Source organism: Agrobacterium sp. T29, from assembly GCF_006970545.1.
GTDB classification, from domain to species: domain Bacteria; phylum Pseudomonadota; class Alphaproteobacteria; order Rhizobiales; family Rhizobiaceae; genus Agrobacterium; species Agrobacterium leguminum.
In genome coordinates this window covers 450350-468429 of the sequence record NZ_CP040640.1, presented here as the reverse complement: position 1 = coordinate 468429, position 18080 = coordinate 450350, and the positions used below count along the sequence as shown (strand labels likewise).

General features: G+C 60.2%; 23 protein-coding genes. 8 read left to right on the top strand and 15 right to left on the bottom strand.

The genetic code is table 11. The features are described from left to right. The first annotated feature begins 16 nt into the window (after positions 1 to 16). The gene (locus tag FGF54_RS02330; protein WP_003521115.1) at positions 17 to 502 is read left to right on the top strand and encodes a peroxiredoxin; all 486 of its coding nucleotides are present in this window, start codon (positions 17 to 19) and stop codon (positions 500 to 502) included. Between the two features lie 229 nt (positions 503 to 731). On the opposite strand, the gene FGF54_RS02325 is transcribed toward FGF54_RS02330, so the two are convergent. The 12 genes from FGF54_RS02325 to coxB form a co-directional block, all read right to left on the bottom strand. After that, positions 732 to 1040 carry a Dabb family protein gene (locus tag FGF54_RS02325; RefSeq protein ID WP_003521114.1) on the bottom strand — a complete coding sequence of 103 codons (309 nt, stop codon included), beginning with the start codon at positions 1038 to 1040 and terminating at the stop codon, positions 732 to 734. Between the two features lie 135 nt (positions 1041 to 1175). Further along, complete coding sequence (rnhA, locus tag FGF54_RS02320; RefSeq protein WP_065115053.1) at positions 1176 to 1616, bottom strand: ribonuclease HI; 441 nt, start codon at positions 1614 to 1616, stop codon at positions 1176 to 1178. Beyond that, on the bottom strand, positions 1613 to 2581 hold the full coding sequence (locus FGF54_RS02315; protein ID WP_142778821.1) for a homoserine kinase: 969 nt from the start codon (positions 2579 to 2581) through the stop codon (positions 1613 to 1615). Before FGF54_RS02315 ends, rnhA begins: the two co-directional genes overlap by 4 nt. 92 nt (positions 2582 to 2673) lie before the next feature. After that, complete coding sequence (gene ispH / locus FGF54_RS02310) at positions 2674 to 3720, bottom strand: 4-hydroxy-3-methylbut-2-enyl diphosphate reductase (protein ID WP_003521111.1); 1047 nt, start codon at positions 3718 to 3720, stop codon at positions 2674 to 2676. 77 nt (positions 3721 to 3797) lie between these two features. After that, complete coding sequence (locus FGF54_RS02305; protein WP_142780102.1) at positions 3798 to 4532, bottom strand: SURF1 family protein; 735 nt, start codon at positions 4530 to 4532, stop codon at positions 3798 to 3800. A 10-nt stretch (positions 4533 to 4542) separates the two neighbouring features. Then, complete coding sequence (locus tag FGF54_RS02300) at positions 4543 to 4929, bottom strand: DUF983 domain-containing protein (protein ID WP_142778820.1); 387 nt, start codon at positions 4927 to 4929, stop codon at positions 4543 to 4545. A gap of 317 nt (positions 4930 to 5246) precedes the next feature. After that, positions 5247 to 6122, bottom strand: a complete 876-nt coding sequence (locus FGF54_RS02295) for a cytochrome c oxidase subunit 3 (RefSeq protein WP_003521107.1) — start codon at positions 6120 to 6122, stop codon at positions 5247 to 5249. Positions 6123 to 6183: 61 nt separating this feature from the next. Then, positions 6184 to 6801, bottom strand: coding sequence for a cytochrome c oxidase assembly protein (locus FGF54_RS02290; protein WP_003521106.1), 618 nt, complete (start codon positions 6799 to 6801; stop codon positions 6184 to 6186). A 29-nt stretch (positions 6802 to 6830) separates the two neighbouring features. Further along, the gene (locus tag FGF54_RS27700) at positions 6831 to 6962 is read right to left on the bottom strand and encodes a hypothetical protein (protein ID WP_003521105.1); all 132 of its coding nucleotides are present in this window, start codon (positions 6960 to 6962) and stop codon (positions 6831 to 6833) included. Further along, the gene (cyoE, locus tag FGF54_RS02280; RefSeq protein WP_003521104.1) at positions 6962 to 7915 is read right to left on the bottom strand and encodes a heme o synthase; all 954 of its coding nucleotides are present in this window, start codon (positions 7913 to 7915) and stop codon (positions 6962 to 6964) included. The genes FGF54_RS27700 and cyoE overlap by 1 nt, the downstream gene beginning before the upstream one ends. A gap of 386 nt (positions 7916 to 8301) precedes the next feature. After that, a complete protein-coding gene (gene ctaD, locus FGF54_RS02275) occupies positions 8302 to 10008 on the bottom strand; it encodes a cytochrome c oxidase subunit I (protein WP_020809078.1) in 1707 nt (568 codons plus the stop codon). A 16-nt stretch (positions 10009 to 10024) separates the two neighbouring features. Then, positions 10025 to 10888: a cytochrome c oxidase subunit II gene (gene coxB / locus FGF54_RS02270; RefSeq protein WP_003521102.1), complete on the bottom strand. Its 864-nt coding sequence runs from the start codon at positions 10886 to 10888 to the stop codon at positions 10025 to 10027. Positions 10889 to 11331: 443 nt separating this feature from the next. Here coxB and FGF54_RS02265 point away from each other — a divergent pair, with 443 nt between their 5' ends. From FGF54_RS02265 to FGF54_RS02250, 4 genes are all read left to right on the top strand, one after another. Next, positions 11332 to 11856: an invasion associated locus B family protein gene (locus tag FGF54_RS02265; RefSeq protein WP_003521101.1), complete on the top strand. Its 525-nt coding sequence runs from the start codon at positions 11332 to 11334 to the stop codon at positions 11854 to 11856. Between the two features lie 82 nt (positions 11857 to 11938). Further along, on the top strand, positions 11939 to 13354 hold the full coding sequence (gene tldD, locus FGF54_RS02260) for a metalloprotease TldD (protein WP_127756251.1): 1416 nt from the start codon (positions 11939 to 11941) through the stop codon (positions 13352 to 13354). Between the two features lie 272 nt (positions 13355 to 13626). Next, a complete protein-coding gene (locus FGF54_RS02255) occupies positions 13627 to 14064 on the top strand; it encodes a VOC family protein (RefSeq protein WP_142778819.1) in 438 nt (145 codons plus the stop codon). Between the two features lie 3 nt (positions 14065 to 14067). Continuing rightward, positions 14068 to 14748, top strand: coding sequence for an HAD family phosphatase (locus FGF54_RS02250; RefSeq protein WP_142778818.1), 681 nt, complete (start codon positions 14068 to 14070; stop codon positions 14746 to 14748). Positions 14749 to 14844: 96 nt separating this feature from the next. On the opposite strand, the gene FGF54_RS02245 is transcribed toward FGF54_RS02250, so the two are convergent. Next, positions 14845 to 15126, bottom strand: a complete 282-nt coding sequence (locus FGF54_RS02245; RefSeq protein ID WP_142778817.1) for a hypothetical protein — start codon at positions 15124 to 15126, stop codon at positions 14845 to 14847. Between the two features lie 119 nt (positions 15127 to 15245). Between FGF54_RS02245 and FGF54_RS02240 the strand changes: the two genes are divergently transcribed. Beyond that, on the top strand, positions 15246 to 15623 hold the full coding sequence (locus FGF54_RS02240) for a hypothetical protein (RefSeq protein WP_080852560.1): 378 nt from the start codon (positions 15246 to 15248) through the stop codon (positions 15621 to 15623). Between the two features lie 4 nt (positions 15624 to 15627). Here the strand turns inward: FGF54_RS02240 and FGF54_RS02235 are convergent, their stop codons facing one another. After that, on the bottom strand, positions 15628 to 15933 hold the full coding sequence (locus FGF54_RS02235) for a MazG nucleotide pyrophosphohydrolase domain-containing protein (RefSeq protein WP_142778816.1): 306 nt from the start codon (positions 15931 to 15933) through the stop codon (positions 15628 to 15630). 154 nt (positions 15934 to 16087) lie between these two features. On the opposite strand from FGF54_RS02235, the gene FGF54_RS02230 reads away from it, so the two are divergent. After that, on the top strand, positions 16088 to 16867 hold the full coding sequence (locus FGF54_RS02230; protein WP_168207975.1) for a sulfite exporter TauE/SafE family protein: 780 nt from the start codon (positions 16088 to 16090) through the stop codon (positions 16865 to 16867). A 31-nt stretch (positions 16868 to 16898) separates the two neighbouring features. Here the strand turns inward: FGF54_RS02230 and pdxH are convergent, their stop codons facing one another. Continuing rightward, on the bottom strand, positions 16899 to 17519 hold the full coding sequence (pdxH, locus tag FGF54_RS02225; RefSeq protein WP_078051160.1) for a pyridoxamine 5'-phosphate oxidase: 621 nt from the start codon (positions 17517 to 17519) through the stop codon (positions 16899 to 16901). Between the two features lie 56 nt (positions 17520 to 17575). Between pdxH and FGF54_RS02220 the strand changes: the two genes are divergently transcribed. Next, positions 17576 to 18025, top strand: a complete 450-nt coding sequence (locus tag FGF54_RS02220; RefSeq protein ID WP_059760835.1) for an RT0821/Lpp0805 family surface protein — start codon at positions 17576 to 17578, stop codon at positions 18023 to 18025. Positions 18026 to 18080 lie beyond the last annotated feature (55 nt).

The window sequence follows — 18080 nt, the reverse complement described above, 5'->3', positions numbered from 1 at the left end:
CTACAGGAGCACGGACATGACCATCAAGATCGGCGAAAAACTGCCTTCCGCAACTTTCAAGGAAAAGACGGCCGACGGCCCGGTGGAAACCACCACGGACGCGCTTTTCGGCGGCAAGAAGGTGGTTCTCTTCGCCGTTCCCGGCGCTTTCACCCCCACCTGCTCACTGAACCATCTGCCGGGTTATCTCGAAAACCGCGACACCATTCTTTCCAAGGGCGTTGACGATATCGCCGTCGTCGCCGTCAACGACTGGCACGTGATGGGCGCATGGGCGCAATCCTCCGGCGGTCAGGGCAAAATCCACTTCCTCGCCGACTGGGACGCCGCTTTCACCAAGGCGCTCGGCCTCGATGCCGATCTTTCCGCCGGCGGCCTCGGCGTGCGCTCCAAGCGCTATTCGATGCTGGTGGAAGACGGTGTGGTGAAGTCGCTCAACGTGGAAGAAAACCCCGGCCAGGCGACGGTCTCTGCCGCTGCGGCGATGATTGAGCAGCTTTGAGGGCGAGCCTGGTCCCTCGTTGCATGTAAAGGCTCCAACTTCTCGTCATGCCGGACTTGATCCGGCATCCAGCCACGGCGCGTCTGCGCCGTGGGAAGAGTCTTTCGCGATCAAAGACTTGATCGCACTGGACCCCGGATCAAGTCCGGGGTGACGGCGACCTTTCGTGATACGATTCTGCTATAGGCATTCGCATTGCAGAATAAAGGGCGGCCCCGCCGCCCTCCACTCAAACATTCATATCGAACACCAGAAGCCCGGCGAGACCGCCATCGGTGAGCGACACGAGACGTTCCCCCACTTCCATGTGCTTGGGATGGGCGAGATAGTCGTCGCGGGCCTCCGGGCTTTCCAGCGTTACGATGAAACCGTCGACAAAACCGCCATTCAGCCCTTCGGGTGAGACATTCTGGCCGTATTTCACATCGATGATGCCGGGTATCACATCCTTCAGGGCGGCAATCGCCTCGAATATTGCGTGTTTTTCAGAAGAGGCCGTTGCAGCCTTGAAGCGTAGAAATACACAATGCAGGATCATCCGGATTTCTCTCCTCCGTTGGGCGCTACCGGAGCGCCCCTTGACGACAAGATAGGTCGGGTTTCGGTTTTCACAACCCCCGATAACGGGGCCGCCGGCTCGGATTTGCCCGGCCCGAAATAGAGCAGGCTTCCATTACCGCCGTTTGAAGGGCTCCATGCCCTTTCGCGCCAACTCGTCGGCGCGTTCGTTTTCCGGGTGGCCGGCATGGCCCTTGACCCAGTGCAGGGTAACCTTATGACGTTGCTGCGCCGCTTCCAGCGCCTGCCATAGTTCAACATTCTTGACCGGCTTGTTATCGGCGGTTTTCCAGCCCTTCTTTTTCCAGCCGAAAATCCACTTGGTGATGCCGTCCTTCACATAGGCGCTGTCGGTATAAAGATCGACCTCGCAGGGGCTTTTCAGCGCATTGAGCGCCGAGATCGCCGCCAGCAGTTCCATGCGGTTATTGGTGGTCTCGGCCTCGCCGCCGGAGAGTTCCTTCTCCACCTCGCCGTAACGCAGCACGGCGCCCCAGCCGCCGGGACCGGGATTGCCGGAGCAGGCGCCATCGGTGAAAATATCGACATGTTTCATTCGCCCGCCAGCCCATATTCGGCGACAGTGGCGATGGAACGGTGGAACCGCAGCTTGCGCAGATATTCCAGCGGGTCCTTCTTCACCACCAGCGCGCCTTCCGGCGTCGTCAGCCAGTCATAAAGGCGGGTAAGGAAGAAACGCAGCGCCGAACCGCGCGCCAGAAGCGGCAGCGCCTCCAGCTCCGCTGCGCTCAGCGGGCGCACCGACTGGTAACCTTCCAGCAGCGCCTTGCCCTTGGTGACGTTGTAAGCGCCATCCTTTTCGAAGCACCAGGCATTGAGGCAGATCGACACGTCATAAGCGAGCAGGTCGTTGCAGGCGAAATAAAAGTCGATCAGGCCGGACAGTTCATCACCGAGGAAGAACACATTGTCCTGGAACAGATCGGCATGGATGACGCCGGCGGGCAGATCCTTCGGCCAATGGGCGGCGAGATAATCGATCTCGGGGCGAATCTCGTCTTTCAGGCCCTTCTCCACCTCGTCGGCGCGGTCTTCGGACTTGTCCCAAAGCACCTTCCAGCCTTCGACGGAGAGCGCATTCGGCCGCTTGATCTCGAACCCCTCGCCGGCCAGATGCATGGCGGCCAGCGCCTTGCCGACTTCGCGGCAATGTTTCGCTTCCGGCTTTCTCAGCCACATGCCCTCGAGGAAGGAGATGAGCGCCGCCGGCCGGCCCGACAGCTCTCCCAGCAACTCGCCATCCTTGCGCGGCAGCGGCAGGGGGCAGGACAGGCCCTTGGCGGCCAGATGCTGCATGAGGCCGAGGAAGAAGGGCAGATCGGATTTCTCCACGCGCTTTTCATAAAGCGTGAGAATCAGCGGGTCTTTGGTCGTATGCAGCAGGAAATTGGAGTTTTCGACGCCTTCGGCAATGCCCTTATAGGAGGTGAGGCTGCCGACGTCATATTGCGTGAGGAAATTCCTCAGATCATCTTCGGTGATGTCCGTATAAACTGCCAATTTCAAATCTCTTGATAAAGGATGGAGTGGAAATCTTAGGTGGAGATGACGCATGTGGGACGGAAACCGCCCGCATTCAGCGCCATACCGCTTCAGATACCGGCGGCGGTTTTCGGCGGCAGCGCGTCATTGGCATTGCCGTTCACGAAAGCCATGTCGTCCGTCGTCAGCTCGATGCTGCGCAGCTCGCGATTGACGAGGAAATGTTCCGTTTCCTCGACCGTCACGGCGAGATCGAGCGTCGTATCGAAACGCGCCTTGAAGGCCTCAATGATCTCATCGACGATGACCTCCGGTGCGGATGCACCGGCCGAAAGGCCGACGGTGCGGATATCGCCGATTTCATTCCAGTCGATTTCCGAGGCCCGCTGCACCAGCACGGAGCGCTGTGCACCGGCCCGCAGGGCCACTTCCACAAGCCGCTTGGAATTGGAGGAATTGGGCGCGCCAACGACGATGAAGAGGTCGCAGCCGGGGGCCGCCTGCTTCACCGCATCCTGACGGTTGGTGGTTGCGTAACAGATGCTGTCGGCGGCGGGCGCCTGAATGGCCGGGAAACGTTCCTGCAGCCTGGCGATGACGCCGGCCGTGTCATCGACCGAAAGTGTCGTCTGGGTGACGAAGCCGAGATTTTCGCGGTCCGCCGGTTCATAACGGCCGGCATCTTCCACCGTCTCGATGAGCGAGACCGTTCCTTCCGGAAGCTGGCCCATGGTGCCGATGACCTCGGGGTGGCCGGCATGGCCGATCAGCACCACATGGCGGCCAAGGCGCTGGTGGCGCATGGCCTGCTTGTGGACCTTGGAGACCAGCGGGCAAGTGGCATCGAGATAAAAGAGATTACGCGCCTGCGCATCCTCCGGCACGGATTTCGGCACGCCGTGGGCCGAGAAAACCACCGGCTGCTCGCGATGCTCGGCCGGAATTTCATGCAGTTCCTCGACGAAAACCGCGCCCTTGGCTTCCAGCCCTTCCACCACATAACGGTTATGCACGATTTCGTGGCGGACATAGACCGGCGCGCCATAGGCCTTCAGCGCCAGCACGACGATCTGGATCGCCCGGTCCACGCCCGCGCAAAAGCCGCGCGGTCCGCACAGCCTTATCGTCAAAGGGGGTTTGGAAACGGCGATGTTCATTCCAGCTCCTTGGCCTGCTCCTTGGGCCGTGCTTCATGGCCTTGCCCGACAAGCTGCCTTACCGGACGGGCTGCGCTTTATTCACCCTGCGCCTTACCGTTCCGGAAATAGGCAAAACCGGCGACGATGACAAGGGCCGCCGCCAACCCATACCACGTTATCGCATATTGCAGGTGATTGTTGGGCAAATCTATCAGCGTCACGCCACCCTGCGGCCAGCCGCCCGGATTAGGCGCGTTGTTAGCATCCACGAAGAGGTGGACCAGCCGATCGGGCGGGATATCGGCACTGGAGGCCATGGCCGCCAGATCCTTCCAGTAGAAGATGTTCTTGGCGATATCGTTATCTGGCAGTAGCGAGGACGGTTTTGCAACCAGCGGCGCGCGCGAAAGGCCGGTGATCGTCACCGCACCGGCAACCTGCCCGTCGGGCCGTTTGGCCGGTTCCTTCATCTCGAAGGGTACGAAGCCGCGATTGACGAAGAGAATGCGGCCATCGGCGAGCGTCAGCGGCGTATAGATATAATAGCCGGTTTGCCCCTGATGGGTGGCGAAGAAATGCCGCTCGCGGGCATGATCGAAGGTGCCGGAAAGACTGACCGTGCGGTATTCGATATCGCCGCCGCTTTTCGCGATCGCCTCTATATCGGAGAGGGGCACCGGGCTCGCGCTCCGCCGCTCCTCGATATCGGCAATCAGCGCCTCTTTCCAGTAGAGACGCTTCACCTGCCAGGTGCCGAGCCCGAGAAGAATGGCAAGCGCCAGCAGCACCAGCGGCGCGGCGAACCAGACCCGCCTTTCCGCCGCCTTCATGTGGGAAACGTCATTCACGATCAAGCCTGCCTTCGCTTGCATTGTTGCGGTATTGCAGCGCAATCATGATCCCTTTCAGCTTGCGCAGCAGCACGAGGGAGACAATCACCGTAAACGGCAACCACAGCATGACATGCACCCAGACCGGCGGCGCAAAACGCTGATCGAACCAGAGCGCCAGCCCGACGACCAGAAAACCGACGATCAGCATGACGAAAACCGCCGGGCCATCGCCCGCATCGGCAAAACCGTAATCCAGTCCGCAGGCGCTGCAGGCGGGTTTTATGGTCAGAAAGCCGTCGAACAGCCGTCCGTTGCCGCAGCGCGGGCAGCAGCCTTTGAGCCCGGCCTTGATGGGATCGACCGGCGCGAAATTGCCGTTTGATGGTTCAGACATGACGACCTCCCGCGAAATTATCCAGACCCCTCCTGAACAGTCCTCGGGTCAAGCACGCTGATGACGTCGAGCCTGCAGGAAGCTCGCCTCCAAACCGGGGCAACCGTTCGTTGCCCGGCGTTGCCGCGTGTTTCTTCTCCCCGAGGGGGAGAAGGTGGCCCGAAGGGGCGGATGAGAGGGCACCGTCGCCGCCAATTATCGGCTTCGTCCCCTCATCCCGCTGCCGCGGACTTCTCCCCGGCGGGGAGAAGAAACAAGTTGCAGCCGCTCGCTCCACAGGATGCCTTGCTTTGGCTCCAGGTCCCTAGCCGGTACAATCAGCCGTGCAGCGGCGCGCCCCAGCCACCCCAGATATAGATGGCGAAGAACAGGAACAGCCAGACGACGTCAACGAAGTGCCAGTACCAGGCAGCCGCTTCGAAACCGAAATGCTGCTTGGGCGTGAAACCGCCGCCAACGGCGCGGAACAGGCAGACCAGCAGGAAGACCGTGCCGACGAAGACGTGGAAACCGTGGAAACCGGTGGCCATGAAGAAGGTCGCGCCGTAGATCGAATTCTTGAAGTCGAACGGCGCGTGCATGTATTCGTAAACCTGCACGGTGGAGAACAGGACGCCGAGCGCGACGGTGAGCAACAGACCGGTGATCAGGCCCTTGCGGTCATTGTGCAGCAGGGCATGGTGCGCCCAGGTGACGCAGGTGCCCGACAGAAGCAGGATGACGGTGTTGTAGAGCGGCAGGTGCCAGGGATCGATCACCTCGATGCCCTTGGGCGGCCATTGCCCGCCGGTATATTCGAGGCGCGACGCCTGAATGGCCTCGTGCGGGAAGAGGCTGGCATCGAAATAGGCCCAGAACCACGCCACGAAGAACATCACCTCCGAGGCGATGAACATGATCATGCCGTAACGCAGGTGAAGCGAGACGACGCGGGTGTGGTTGCCCTCATGGGCTTCCTTGATCGTATCGGACCACCATGCGTACATGGTGTAAAGCACGATGACGAGGCCGATATAGAACAGCCAGGGATTGGCCAGTTCCGCGCCGAACAGCTTGAAGGAGCCGCCCGACAGGTAACGCATGTAACAGACGCCACCGAAGGTCAGGATGAAGGCGCCGATCGAGGCCAGAAGCGGCCAGGGGCTTGGATCGATAATGTGGTAGTCGTGGTTCTTCTGATGCGTATCTGCCATTGCGACAATCCCCGAATGTCTCTTCCCTGATCCGGCCTCGGATAAAAGGCCAGATCTCCTCTCACAATTTGCTTTCGCCAGATGAAGTCTTTACCGGCAAGGACGCAACCGGTTTTTCGGTTTTGGCCGGATAAAACGTATAGGACAGCGTTAAAGTATGAATGCTCTTGGTCTCGCGCGCCGTGGCGATGTCAGGATCGACGAAGAACACCACCGGCATCTCCAGCGTTTCACCCGGCTGCAACGTCGTTTCGGTGAAGCAGAAGCACTCCACCTTGTTGAAATAGGCGCCGGCTTCCATCGGCGTGACGTTGAAGACCGCCGTGCCCGTGGTCGCCACGGGTGAGCGGTTCGTCGCCTTGAACGTCACCTGCACCGTTTCGCCGATCTTCGGCGTGACCTTTTTGTCGACCGGCTGGAAATCCCAGTTGAGGCCGTTCGACGTATTGGCATCGAAGGTGACGTTGATGGTCTTGTCGAGGATGACATCGGAATATTGCTCGACGCGCTGGGTGGTGCCGTTATAGCCGGTGACACGGCAGAACAGCGTATAAAGCGGCACGGCGGCATAGGCCATGCCGATCATGGCGCAGAAAAACACGAGACAAAGCACGAGGATGGAGCGATTGCTCACCCGCTGCCTGCCGGTCCCTGCCGTCTGCGCTTCCATATTCGCCATCTCCTCCTCCTCTCCCCTCAATCAGCGCGTCAGTGCGAGCCGATCTTGATGATGGTGATGATGTAGAACAGCACCACCAGGCCGGCGAGCAGGACGCCGAGCGCGATGTTTCGCCCACGTCTCGATTTTTTCTGCGCCGCGCTCAGTTCCACCGTTTCCATCACAGGACTCCTGACATGACGGCCTTCAGGGCCGGCGCGAAATGATCGGCCAGAAGGCCGGAGAAAATCGCAAAAAGGTAAAGCACCGAATAGGCGAACATCTTCTTGGCCGGCAGCATCTTCTCGTCGCCCTCAGGCATGCGCCGGACATCGAGCGAACAGTAGACGAAGATCGCGCTCAGAACGGCTGCGAAAATGCCGTAGCCGGCGCTCGCAAGGCCGGTGAAATAAGGTGCGACGGCCGCCGCCGCGGTCAGCACCGCATAAACGATCATCTGGTTCTTGGTCGAGCGTTCGCCGACCACGTTCGGCATCATCGGAATGCCGACGGCGCCGTAATCGCGCATCTTGAACAGCGCCAGCGCCCAGAAATGCGCCGGTGTCCACAGGAAGATGATGAGGAACAGGATGATGCTGTCCAGCGAAACGCCGCCGGTGACGCAGGCCCAGCCGAGCATGGGCGGGAAAGCGCCGGCCGCACCGCCGATGACGATGTTCTGCGGCGTCGAGCGTTTCAGCCACATCGTATAAATGACGGCGTAAAAGAAGATGGTGAAGGCGAGCAGGCCGGCCGAGAACCAGTTGACCGCAAGGCCGAGAATGACCACCGAAAAGGCCGAAAGCGTCAGCCCGAAGGCCAGCGCCTCGCGCGGCGCGATACGGCCGGACGGGATCGGCCGCCGGGCGGTGCGGCTCATCACGGCGTCGATATCGGCATCGTACCACATGTTGAGCGCACCGGATGCGCCGGCGCCGACGGCGATGCAGAGAATGGCGATGATGCCGAGCACCGGGTTGATTTCACCCGGCGCCAGCACGAGGCCCGCAAAGGCCGTGAAGACGACGAGCGACATGACGCGCGGCTTCAGCAATTCGAAATAATCGCGCGCGCCGGCTTCCGAAAGTTCGGAGCCCTTCACGCCCAGCATGTCGCGATTGTCGATAATGCTCATTTCCTGTCCTGCTTCCTTCGAACGCCGCGTGAAGCGACGTCCCCTGCACCGGCCCGAAAACGAATGTGATTTCCGGCATACGCGATGCGTCAATTCATGGGTCCCGAACGTCCTGGCATGAGCGGCGCCGGGCAAAACCGACGCCATTTTCCGGCTTTTCGCCGCACCCTGCCGCCATTCGTCTGCGCTTGCATTTCATAAAGGCCAGATTTGGCATTTATCACGTCCGGGGCATGTATCACGTCGGACGGCAGGCATCGCTTGGACAAAATGTCACGCGGCAGGAGAGACTGCCCGTTCGGGAAACGGCACGGACCGAACCGCGCCGTCCCTCATTTTCAGCGCCGGGAATTCGCAGGCCCTGCCCACGCCTTCCGGCCCGCGCATCAGCGAATGCGCGGCAGCTGCTCCCACTGGTGGTAGGGCGGCGGCGAAGACAGCTGCCATTCGAGCGTCGTCGCACCTTCACCCCAGGGATTGTTGCCGGCGATCCGCTTCTTTGCGAAGGCTTCCCAGACGCAGAAGAGGAAGATCAGCACGCCGACGGCCGAAATGTAGGAACCGTAGGACGATACCATGTTCCAGCCGGCATAGGCATCGGGATAATCGATGTAGCGGCGCGGCATGCCGGCAAGACCGAGGAAGTGCTGCGGGAAGAACACCAGGTTCACGCCCACGAACATGACCCAGAAATGCAGCTTGCCGAGGAATTCGCTGTACATGTAGCCGGTGATCTTCGGGAACCAGTAATACCAGCCGGCAAAGATCGCGAAGACCGCGCCGAGCGACAGAACGTAGTGGAAGTGCGCCACCACGTAATAGGTGTCGTGCAGCGAACGGTCGAGACCGGCATTGGCGAGCTGGACGCCGGTGACGCCGCCGACCGTGAACAGGAAGATGAAGCCGATCGCCCAGACCATCGGGGTCGAGAAGGTCAGCGAACCGCCCCACATGGTTGCGATCCACGAGAAAATCTTGATACCCGTCGGCACCGCGATGACCATGGTGGCAAAGACGAAGTAACGCTGCGCTTCGAGCGACAGGCCGACCGTGTACATGTGGTGGGCCCAGACGATGAAGCCGACGGCGCCGATGGCGACCATGGCATAGGCCATGCCGAGGTAACCGAAGACCGGCTTCTTGGAGAAGGTGGAGACGATGTGGCTGATGATGCCGAAGCCCGGCAGGATCAGGATGTAGACTTCCGGGTGGCCGAAGAACCAGAACAGGTGCTGGTAAAGGATCGGGTCACCGCCGCCTTCCGGCGAGAAGAATGCCGTGCCGAAGTTGCGGTCGGTCAGAAGCATGGTGATGCCGCCCGCCAGAACCGGCAGCGAAAGCAGCAGCAGGAACGCGGTGACGAGGACCGACCAGGCGAAGAGCGGCATCTTGTGCAACGTCATGCCCGGGGCGCGCATGTTGAGGATGGTGGTAATGAAGTTGATCGCACCGAGGATCGACGACGCGCCCGAAACGTGCAGCGCGAAGATCGCCAGATCCACCGCCGGTCCCGGCATGCCGCTGGTCGATAGAGGCGGATACATGGTCCAGCCGCCACCGACACCGTAGGCGCCCGCAGGGCCCTCGACGAAGAGCGAGAGAATGAGAAGGATGAAAGCCGGAACGATCAGCCAGAAGGAGATGTTGTTCAGGCGCGGGAAAGCCATGTCCGGAGCGCCGATCATGATCGGGATCATCCAGTTGGCGAAGCCGCCGATCAGCGCCGGCATGACCATGAAGAAGATCATGATCAGCGCGTGCGCGGTGGTGAACACGTTGAACATGTGCTTGCCGCCATCGATGGCGGCGTCACCCTCGAAGCCGTAAACCATGGACGCCAGACCGTGGAAGATCTGGATGCCCGGCTCCTGAAGCTCCATGCGCATGACGACGGAAAGCCCGCCGCCGACGATACCGGCGATGATCGCGAAGATCAGGTAGAGCGTGCCGATGTCCTTGTGGTTGGTCGACAGGAACCAGCGGGCAAAGAAGCCCGGCGTATGGGAATGATGCGCATCATGCGAATGATCGTGCCCATCATGTGCGGAATGACCATGCGAGTGATGATCGTCGTGTGCGGAAGGTCCAGCCATTGTCCTCACTCCAGAGTCAGTTGGTTTCGTTGGCGGCAACGTCGACGGTGCGCGGAGCGCCATCGACAGAGGCCATCAGCGCCCGGTTCGCACCGCTCAGGTCAGAAGCGGCGGCGGTGAGCCAGGTGTTGTACTGCTGTTCGGAAACCACCCGAATGGCGATCGGCATGAAGGCATGGTCCTTGCCGCAAAGCTCGGAACACTGGCCGTAATAAAGGCCCTCTTTTTCCGCCTTGAACCAGGTTTCGTTCAGGCGGCCGGGAACGGCGTCGATCTTGACGCCGAAAGCCGGCATGGCGAAGGAATGGATCACATCCGTCGGTGCAGCGGTGACGAGCAGGCGAACGGTCTTGCCGACCGGAACGACCATTTCATTGTCTACCGCCAGAAGACGCGGATAGCGGGCCCTGTCTTCCTTGCCCGCGGCGGCGCGATCCTGGTCCTTCAGCATGTAGCTGTCGAAGGAAACCGGCTCGGCGCCTTCGGCGGCCGTATATTCATAGCTCCACAGCCATTGCGTGGCGGTCGCCTTCAGCGTCACGTCGGGGTTTTCCGGCTGCGTGAGCTGCGCGTTCAGGAGATTGAACGACGGGAAGGCAAGGAACAGGAGAATGAGAACCGGCGCCAGCGTCCAGACCACCTCGATCGCCGTGTTATGGCTGGTCTTGGAAGCCACCGGATTTTTCGCGGCGCGGAATTTCAGGGCGACGACGATGAGCAGCGCAAGAACGAAAAGCGTAACCGGAACAATGAACCAGAGCGTATATTGTTCAAACCAGCGTATTTCGTGCATGATCGGCGTGGCGGCCTCCTGCATGCCCATTTGCCAATGCACCGGCTGATCGGCGTGGGCGCCGACAGCCGTGAGCAGACAGGTCATCCCCGCCAGTGCTGCGTAAATCCTATTCGTCACGGTACCCTCTCCCTCACGCGTCTGATCTAGATCAATCACAGACGCAGAATCCATGCTTATGGTACTAACTTCAAACCACAGTTTGTCCTCTGCCGCAATATGCGTCGGGACACGGATGCGCCCCAATTTTGCCATTGGTCAATCCACGGCGACTTTCTCTCACCCCACGCCTCACCGGACCGGCCGAACGCGGTTTCAAACAGCCCAAATGCGACAAAGCCCCTTCCCACAGCCGGTTTTGCCGCCAGTTTCATCGCCGGATAATGAATGTCGCGCCGGGCAAATCAGACGCCCATACCGCAAGACAGGTCCTATTTCCGCCCAACTCCGCTGGAATTGAAGGCCTGAGGCTTTTTTTTCCGGATTATGGCGTCAAAATAGCCGCACTGATTCGAATCCCAGAGGTATCCATGCGTCTTTCCCCGCTCGCGCGCACTTTTCTTGCCGCCGCCGGTCTTGCCATCATCGCTCCCGCCGCTGCGGCGCTGGCGCAACAGCAGCCGCCCGGCACGCCGAAGTCGACGCACGGAGCATGGTCTGTCATCTGCGACAAGCCGGCGGGTGCGTCCGAAGAACAATGCGCGCTGATGCAGAACGTGATCGCCGATGACCGCCCGGAAGTTGGGCTTTCGGTGGTGGTGCTGAAGACGGCCGACCGCAAGTCGCGCATCCTGCGTATCCTCGCACCGCTCGGCGTGCTTTTGAAGGATGGCATGGAGCTTTATATCGACAATAATAATATCGGCCGCGCCTATTTCACCCGCTGCTTCTCCGAAGGCTGCTATGTGGAAGTGGATATCGACGACGAGCTGCTGAAGGTTCTGCGCGCCGGCAAGAATGCGGTTTTCGCGCTGCGCGAAGCCGTGGATCAGGATCGCGTCGGTATTCCGATCGAGCTTTCCGGCTTCGCCGAAGGCTACGACGCGCTTCCTTAAAGCCTGCCATTGCCGGACAGCCTTGCGTCCGACCGCTCCAGTGCCTAAATCGGTCATTGAACGATAATGACTGGAGCCTCCCATGACCGACGATCTTGTAAAACTCTTCGATTGCGACGAAACGCAATTGCGCAAGCTCGTCGGCGAGGCGCTCGCCGGCGCTGACGATGGCGAGCTTTTCATCGAACATGCCCAGGCCGAATCGCTGACTTTCGATAATGGCCGGCTGAAAGGCGGTTCCTTCAATACCGACCAGGGTTTTGGCCTGCGCGCCGTCGCCGGCGAAACGGTGGGCTACGCCCATGCGGGCGAGCTGTCGCAAGGCGCGCTGAAACGCGCTTCCGATGCGGTAGGCGCGGTGACCAAAGGTTATTCCGGCTCCTATGCCGCCGCACCGCAGCGCACCAACAAGAAGCTTTATGGCGACGAGAACCCTATCGGCAGCCCGAGCTTCGAGGAAAAGGTGAAGCTCCTCACCGATATCGACGCCTATCTGCGCGACAAGGACGACAAGGTCCGGCAGGTGACGGCGACCATTTCCGCAAGCTGGCAGGTGGTGGACATCCTGCGGGCCGACGGCCATCGCGTCAGCGATATCCGGCCGATGACCCGCATCAATGTTTCCGTCGTGGCGGGCGAAGGCGACCGGCAGGAAAGCGGTTCCTACGGTATTGGCGGCCGGGTCGGCTTCAGCGATTTCATCACCACGGAAAACTGGCAGCGCGGTGCGGATGAAGCGTTGCGCCAAGCGCTCGTCAACCTCACCGCGATCGATGCGCCGGCCGGCACCATGGATGTGGTGCTCGGCTCCGGCTGGCCGGGTGTGATGCTGCACGAGGCGGTGGGCCACGGTCTGGAAGGCGATTTCAACCGCAAGAAAACCTCGGCCTTCGCCGGCCTGATGGGCGAAATGGTCGCCGCCCCCGGCGTGACCGTGGTGGATGACGGCACCATCGACAGCCGCCGCGGCTCTCTGACGATCGACGATGAAGGTACGCCTTCCGGCTATAATGTGCTGATCGAGAACGGCAGGCTGGTCGGTTACATGCAGGACCGGCAGAACGCCCGGCTGATGGGCGCCAAGCCCACCGGCAACGGCCGCCGGCAGGGCTACGCCTATGTGCCGATGCCGCGCATGACCAATACCTATATGCTATCAGGCGACAAGACGCCGGAAGAAATCATCGCTTCCGTGAAGAAGGGCATCTATGCCGTCTCCTTCGGCGGCGGCCAGGTGGATATCACCTCCGGCAAATTCGTGTTCGGCTGCACCGAGGCCTACCTCATCGAAAACGGCAGGATAGGCGCGCCGGTAAAGGGCGCGATGCTGATCGGCAACGGGCCGGATGCGATGAAGCGCGTGTCGATGATCGGCAACGATTCCAAGCTCGATACCGGCATCGGCAATTGCGGCAAGGCCGGACAATGGGTGCCGGTCGGCGTCGGCCAGCCGCATCTGCGCATGGACCAGATCACCGTCGGCGGTACGAAGGCGTAGGCGGTGGTTTTCGGGTGATTGCACTCAGTTGAGTCGATAACGCGGACAAAACGACGTGGCACCCTATACCCGGTCCGTCATTCCGGCCTTGAGCCGGAATGACGGCAGAAAGAGTCGCAACCGCACTGAGCCTCTCGCCATCCTGTCAGCCCATAATCCCGCACATGGCAGCCATGATGAGGTTTCCTCTGGCATGCGGCCGGGAAGACGGTAAGATCATCCCTCATGGCAGGCCCCTCCTCCCACCCCGGGCCTGCGCGGCAAAGGAGACCATGACCATCATACGAAATGCCCTCGTTCCTGAACTTGCCGTCAGCGACTGGCAGAAAAGCCGCGCCTTTTATTGCGACCTGATCGGTTTTCATGTGGTCTATGAGCGCCCCGAGGAGGGTTTCACCTATCTGGCGCTGGGGGATGCCCAGCTGATGATCGACCAGATTGGTGCTACCCGGACATTCGTGACGGACAATGCCGCGCTCCAATTTCCGCTCGGCCGCGGCATGAACCTGCAACTCGCCGTCCCTTCCCTGCAACCCATTCTCTCCCGGCTGGAGCGATCCTCCATCGACCTCGTCATGCCGCTGGAGGAAAAATGGTACAGGCGCGGCACGGTCGAAGTGGGCAACCGGCAATTCATCGTCGCCGATCCGGACGGTTATCTCATCCGTCCGTTCGAGAGCCTCGGCGAACGCCCCTTCCGGTTCGGTTAAGTCATGCTGCCTTTTCTTCCGCAGGCCGTGGTTTTCGACATGGACGGATTGCTGATCGAGAGCGAGAGGCTCTATCGCGATTCATTTCTGGCTGCCTCGGATGAAGGCGGCCACGGAATGAAGGTCGAGACCTATCAGAAGGTCTGCGGCAGCCCGTGGGACGTCATCACCGGCACCATCTTTGCTGATTACGGCGCGGATTTTCCGATCGACAGCTTCCGCGACGCCTGGCTCCGGCATCTCGGCGTGATGATGGCGGAAGGCGTGGCGCTGAAGCCGGGCGTCGTCGACATTCTCGATCTTCTCGACCGGCTCGATATCCGCCGCGCCATCGCCACCTCGTCACGGCACGATTCGGTGACGCGCCATCTCGGCCCCCACGATCTTCTCAGACGTTTCGACACCATCGTCGCACGCGGCGACTATACCGAACCGAAACCCGCACCCATGCCCTATCTCACCGCAGCCCGACGGCTTTCCCTCGATCCGGGCCGCTGCCTTGCGCTGGAGGATTCGTACTCAGGCGTGCGCTCCGCAACATCGGCGGGCATGATGACGATCATGGTGCCGGATGTAGCGCCGCCGACCGAGGAAATGCGGGAGAAGTGCATTGCCGTTGCAAGCGACCTTCATGCGGTGGCAGGCCTTCTGCTGAGCGGCATCAAGAAAGGAAAAACTCAGTGAACTGATCCATGTTCCGAATCTAGGAGATGGATCATCCGCCTGAATTTGCCGTTAGTTAGATGAGACGTATCATATGAGAGGTCTTTCACGTTTCCTTTACACCAAATCATTTATACCGACGTGTTGAAGCGTTCTTAGACCTTCCAAAGCCGATATCCTTATCTCTGGATTTTCCTCTACGGCTCGTCCATACCAATATCTGGCTGCGTGCAAATCTCCGCTCTGCTCGTAGCACTCCCCAAGCTTTTCGCCTAAATATCCGCCATCGAGAGACGGATCTCCATCAGCCATAAATAAGTATATTTTTATCGCGTCCACAACGTTGCCAGTGTCAGTCAATTCTTTCGCACGCTGCTCCAGCCAGTTAAAATCAAACATTTGCTTTTCCGTGCATCACTTCATAGGCCATATAAAATTCATCTTTGTTTTAAAGCAAAGCAACTGGTTTCATATAAACGATCTGTAAGACAGCCGCCGCTGGAGATAAAGAAACCCCTATGGTCGACCTCCCTGCTCTCATCGCAACGCTGATACTGCTCGTCCTTTCTGCATTTCAGATTGCGCTTGCCGCAGGCGCGCCGCTCGGCCACTTTGCCTGGGGAGGGCATCATCGTGTCTTGCCTGTCAGACAAAGGACTGCAAGCGTCTCAGCCCTTGCGATATACGCCCTTGTCGTATCCTTTGTGGCGCAAAGCGCTGGTTGGACAACAATCTGGCCGGAAGGCTGGATCGAGCCCACTCTCTGGATCATCACATGCTACCTCGCCGTGAGCGTCGGATTGAATGCGATGTCGAAAAGCCGCGCAGAACGACTGGTGATGACACCGGTGGCTGCCGTGCTCACAGCTCTGTTCCTTACTCTGGTGCTTTCATAACGTGTCACGCCCCCGGCTTGAAACGCCACTTACGCTCGATCGCTCCTTCAATATCGAGACCGTTATAATGGGCCAGCAACAGCACATGGCCGAGCAGATCGGCGGTTTCGTCGGCCAGATCCCGCTTCATATCCTCTTTGCTCCGGCCCTTGATGCGCCCCCGTCCTGTCAGCCGATTCCAGGCCTGTGTGACCTCGCCAACCTCTTCCTGAAGCTTCAGCATGTACCAGTCCGGGTCGCGGAATATTCCGTTTTCAGCGGCATATTTTTGCGAGGCCTCTTCAAACCGAGGCATCATGTCAGCAAACATTTGTTCATCCTTTGTTCATGCGCTACAACTCTAACCATGATTCTCTGACGGCGTCGACCCGTCAGGGCGTCACGCAGCCATGAACGGAAATTTCCGCGACATGTGCATGCAAGCGGGATAGAGAAAAGATATTCGAACAACCGTGCCATCGCCCATGTCCCACCTCGACTTTTTCTCGTCCCTCATCACCGCGCATAGTCCGACGCTGCTCGCCATGTTTGCGGGCGCCGCCTTTCTCGCCGGCCTTGCCCGCGGCTTTTCCGGTTTCGGTGCGGCGCTCATCTTCATCCCGCTCGCAAGCGTCATCGTTGGGCCGCGTGTCGCCTCGGCAGTGCTGCTGGTGGTGGACGCCGTGCTGACGCTCGGCATGATACCGCCCGCATGGCGCATGGCGGACCGGCGCGAAGTCTTCATCATGGCGGCCGGCGCCTTTGTCGGCGTGCCGCTTGGAACCATGCTGCTTTCCAACGGCGATCCGCTGACGCTGCGCTGGATCATCTCCGCCGTGGTCGTGATGCTGCTGTTGTTTCTGCTTTCCGGCTGGCGTTACAGCGGCCGGCCGAAGACGCCGCTGACCCTCTTCACCGGGTTTCTGGCCGGGCTGTTTTCGGGGGCTGCGCAACTGGGCGGTCCGCCGGTCGTCGCCTATTGGCTCGGCGGCGCCCTCAAAGGCGCCTTTGTGCGCGCCAATGTCATCTTATATTTCGCGATCTCGACCGTGATCTCCACCGGCAGCTATTTTGTCAGTGGCCTGTTCACCGCCGATGTCTTCGTCTTTTTCCTGCTCGCCCTGCCCTTTTACGGGGCCGGGCTTTATGCCGGCGCGCGTCTGCACGGGCTTGCCGACGAGGCGGCGTTCCGGCGCATCTGCTATGGGCTGATCGCCATCTCCGCCGTCATCGGACTGCCGCTGTTCGATTCGCTGCTGAAATAGGCAGGCCGTAAATGGCCTGCCCTGACCGCCCTTACGGATACATGCGGACCTTGGACCATGCACCGTCAGGCGTCTCGCGGCGGAATTCGATGCGGTCATGCAGGCGGAACTTGCGGTCGTGCCAGAATTCGATGCTGACGGGGCGGATGCGGAAACCCGACCAGTAGGACGGACGCGGAATATCGCCGATGGCATATCTGGCGGTATATTCCGCCACCGCCTTTTCCAGCGCGAAACGGCCTTCCAGCGGCCGAGACTGCTTGGAAGCCCAGGCGCCGATGCGGCTGCCGCGCGGGCGCGAGGCGTAATAGGCATCCGCCTCCTCGTCGCTGACGATCTCCACCTCACCGCGCAGGCGCACCTGTCGCCGCAGGCTTTTCCAGTGGAAACACATGGCCGCTTTTTTCTGGCCGAGGATCTCCTGGCCCTTCTGGCTTTCGAAATTCGTGTAGAAAACAAAGCCGCGGTCGTCGACGCCTTTCAGCAGCACCATTCGCACATTCGGCAGGCCATTTTCGTCCACGGTGGCAAGGGCTACCGCGTTCGGATCGTTGATTTCGGAAGCCGTCGCATCCTTCAGCCATTCGGCAAAAAGCGTGAACGGTTCATTTTCTTCCGTGAAGTCACTGGATGTTAACCCCGTTTCCGACATATTGACTAAAATGCTCCCGAGCTGATTTGGACCCCAGAGATGATCTCTGGTGAAAGATGGTGACCGTCATAGCAAAGTCGAACAGTCGAACAAAGAGCCTCCTTTCGTCGGTAGCGGAAGTTTCCGCCGTCGTGTCAATGCTTGTGGTGCTGAGCGGCTGCGTCAGCCTCGACCTGTTCGGCGGCGACAAGGTCGACCGCTCGCTTTCCACGGCCTCCATTCCCAACCAGCCGAACAATGCGCCGCAGACGGACGATGCGACGATCCGCAATGCGGTGACGTCGGCCGATCTCGCCAAGCTCGCCGACCAGCCGCTGCCCTGGGCCAATGCCGCCACCGGCAGCGCCGGCGTCGTCACCGCCATTCACGAAGACAAATCCAGCGGCTTCGTCTGCCGCGATTTCAGGACGACGCGCCACTCCTTCGAGGGCGTTGCGAGCTATTCGGGACAGGCCTGCCTGTCGGAAACCGGCGAATGGCTGCTGACCCGCTTCGAGCAGAAATAATCTGTTTACCCTTAAATATGGAATAGAGCCGGCCCGGGTGCGGCGCGCTTCCTCC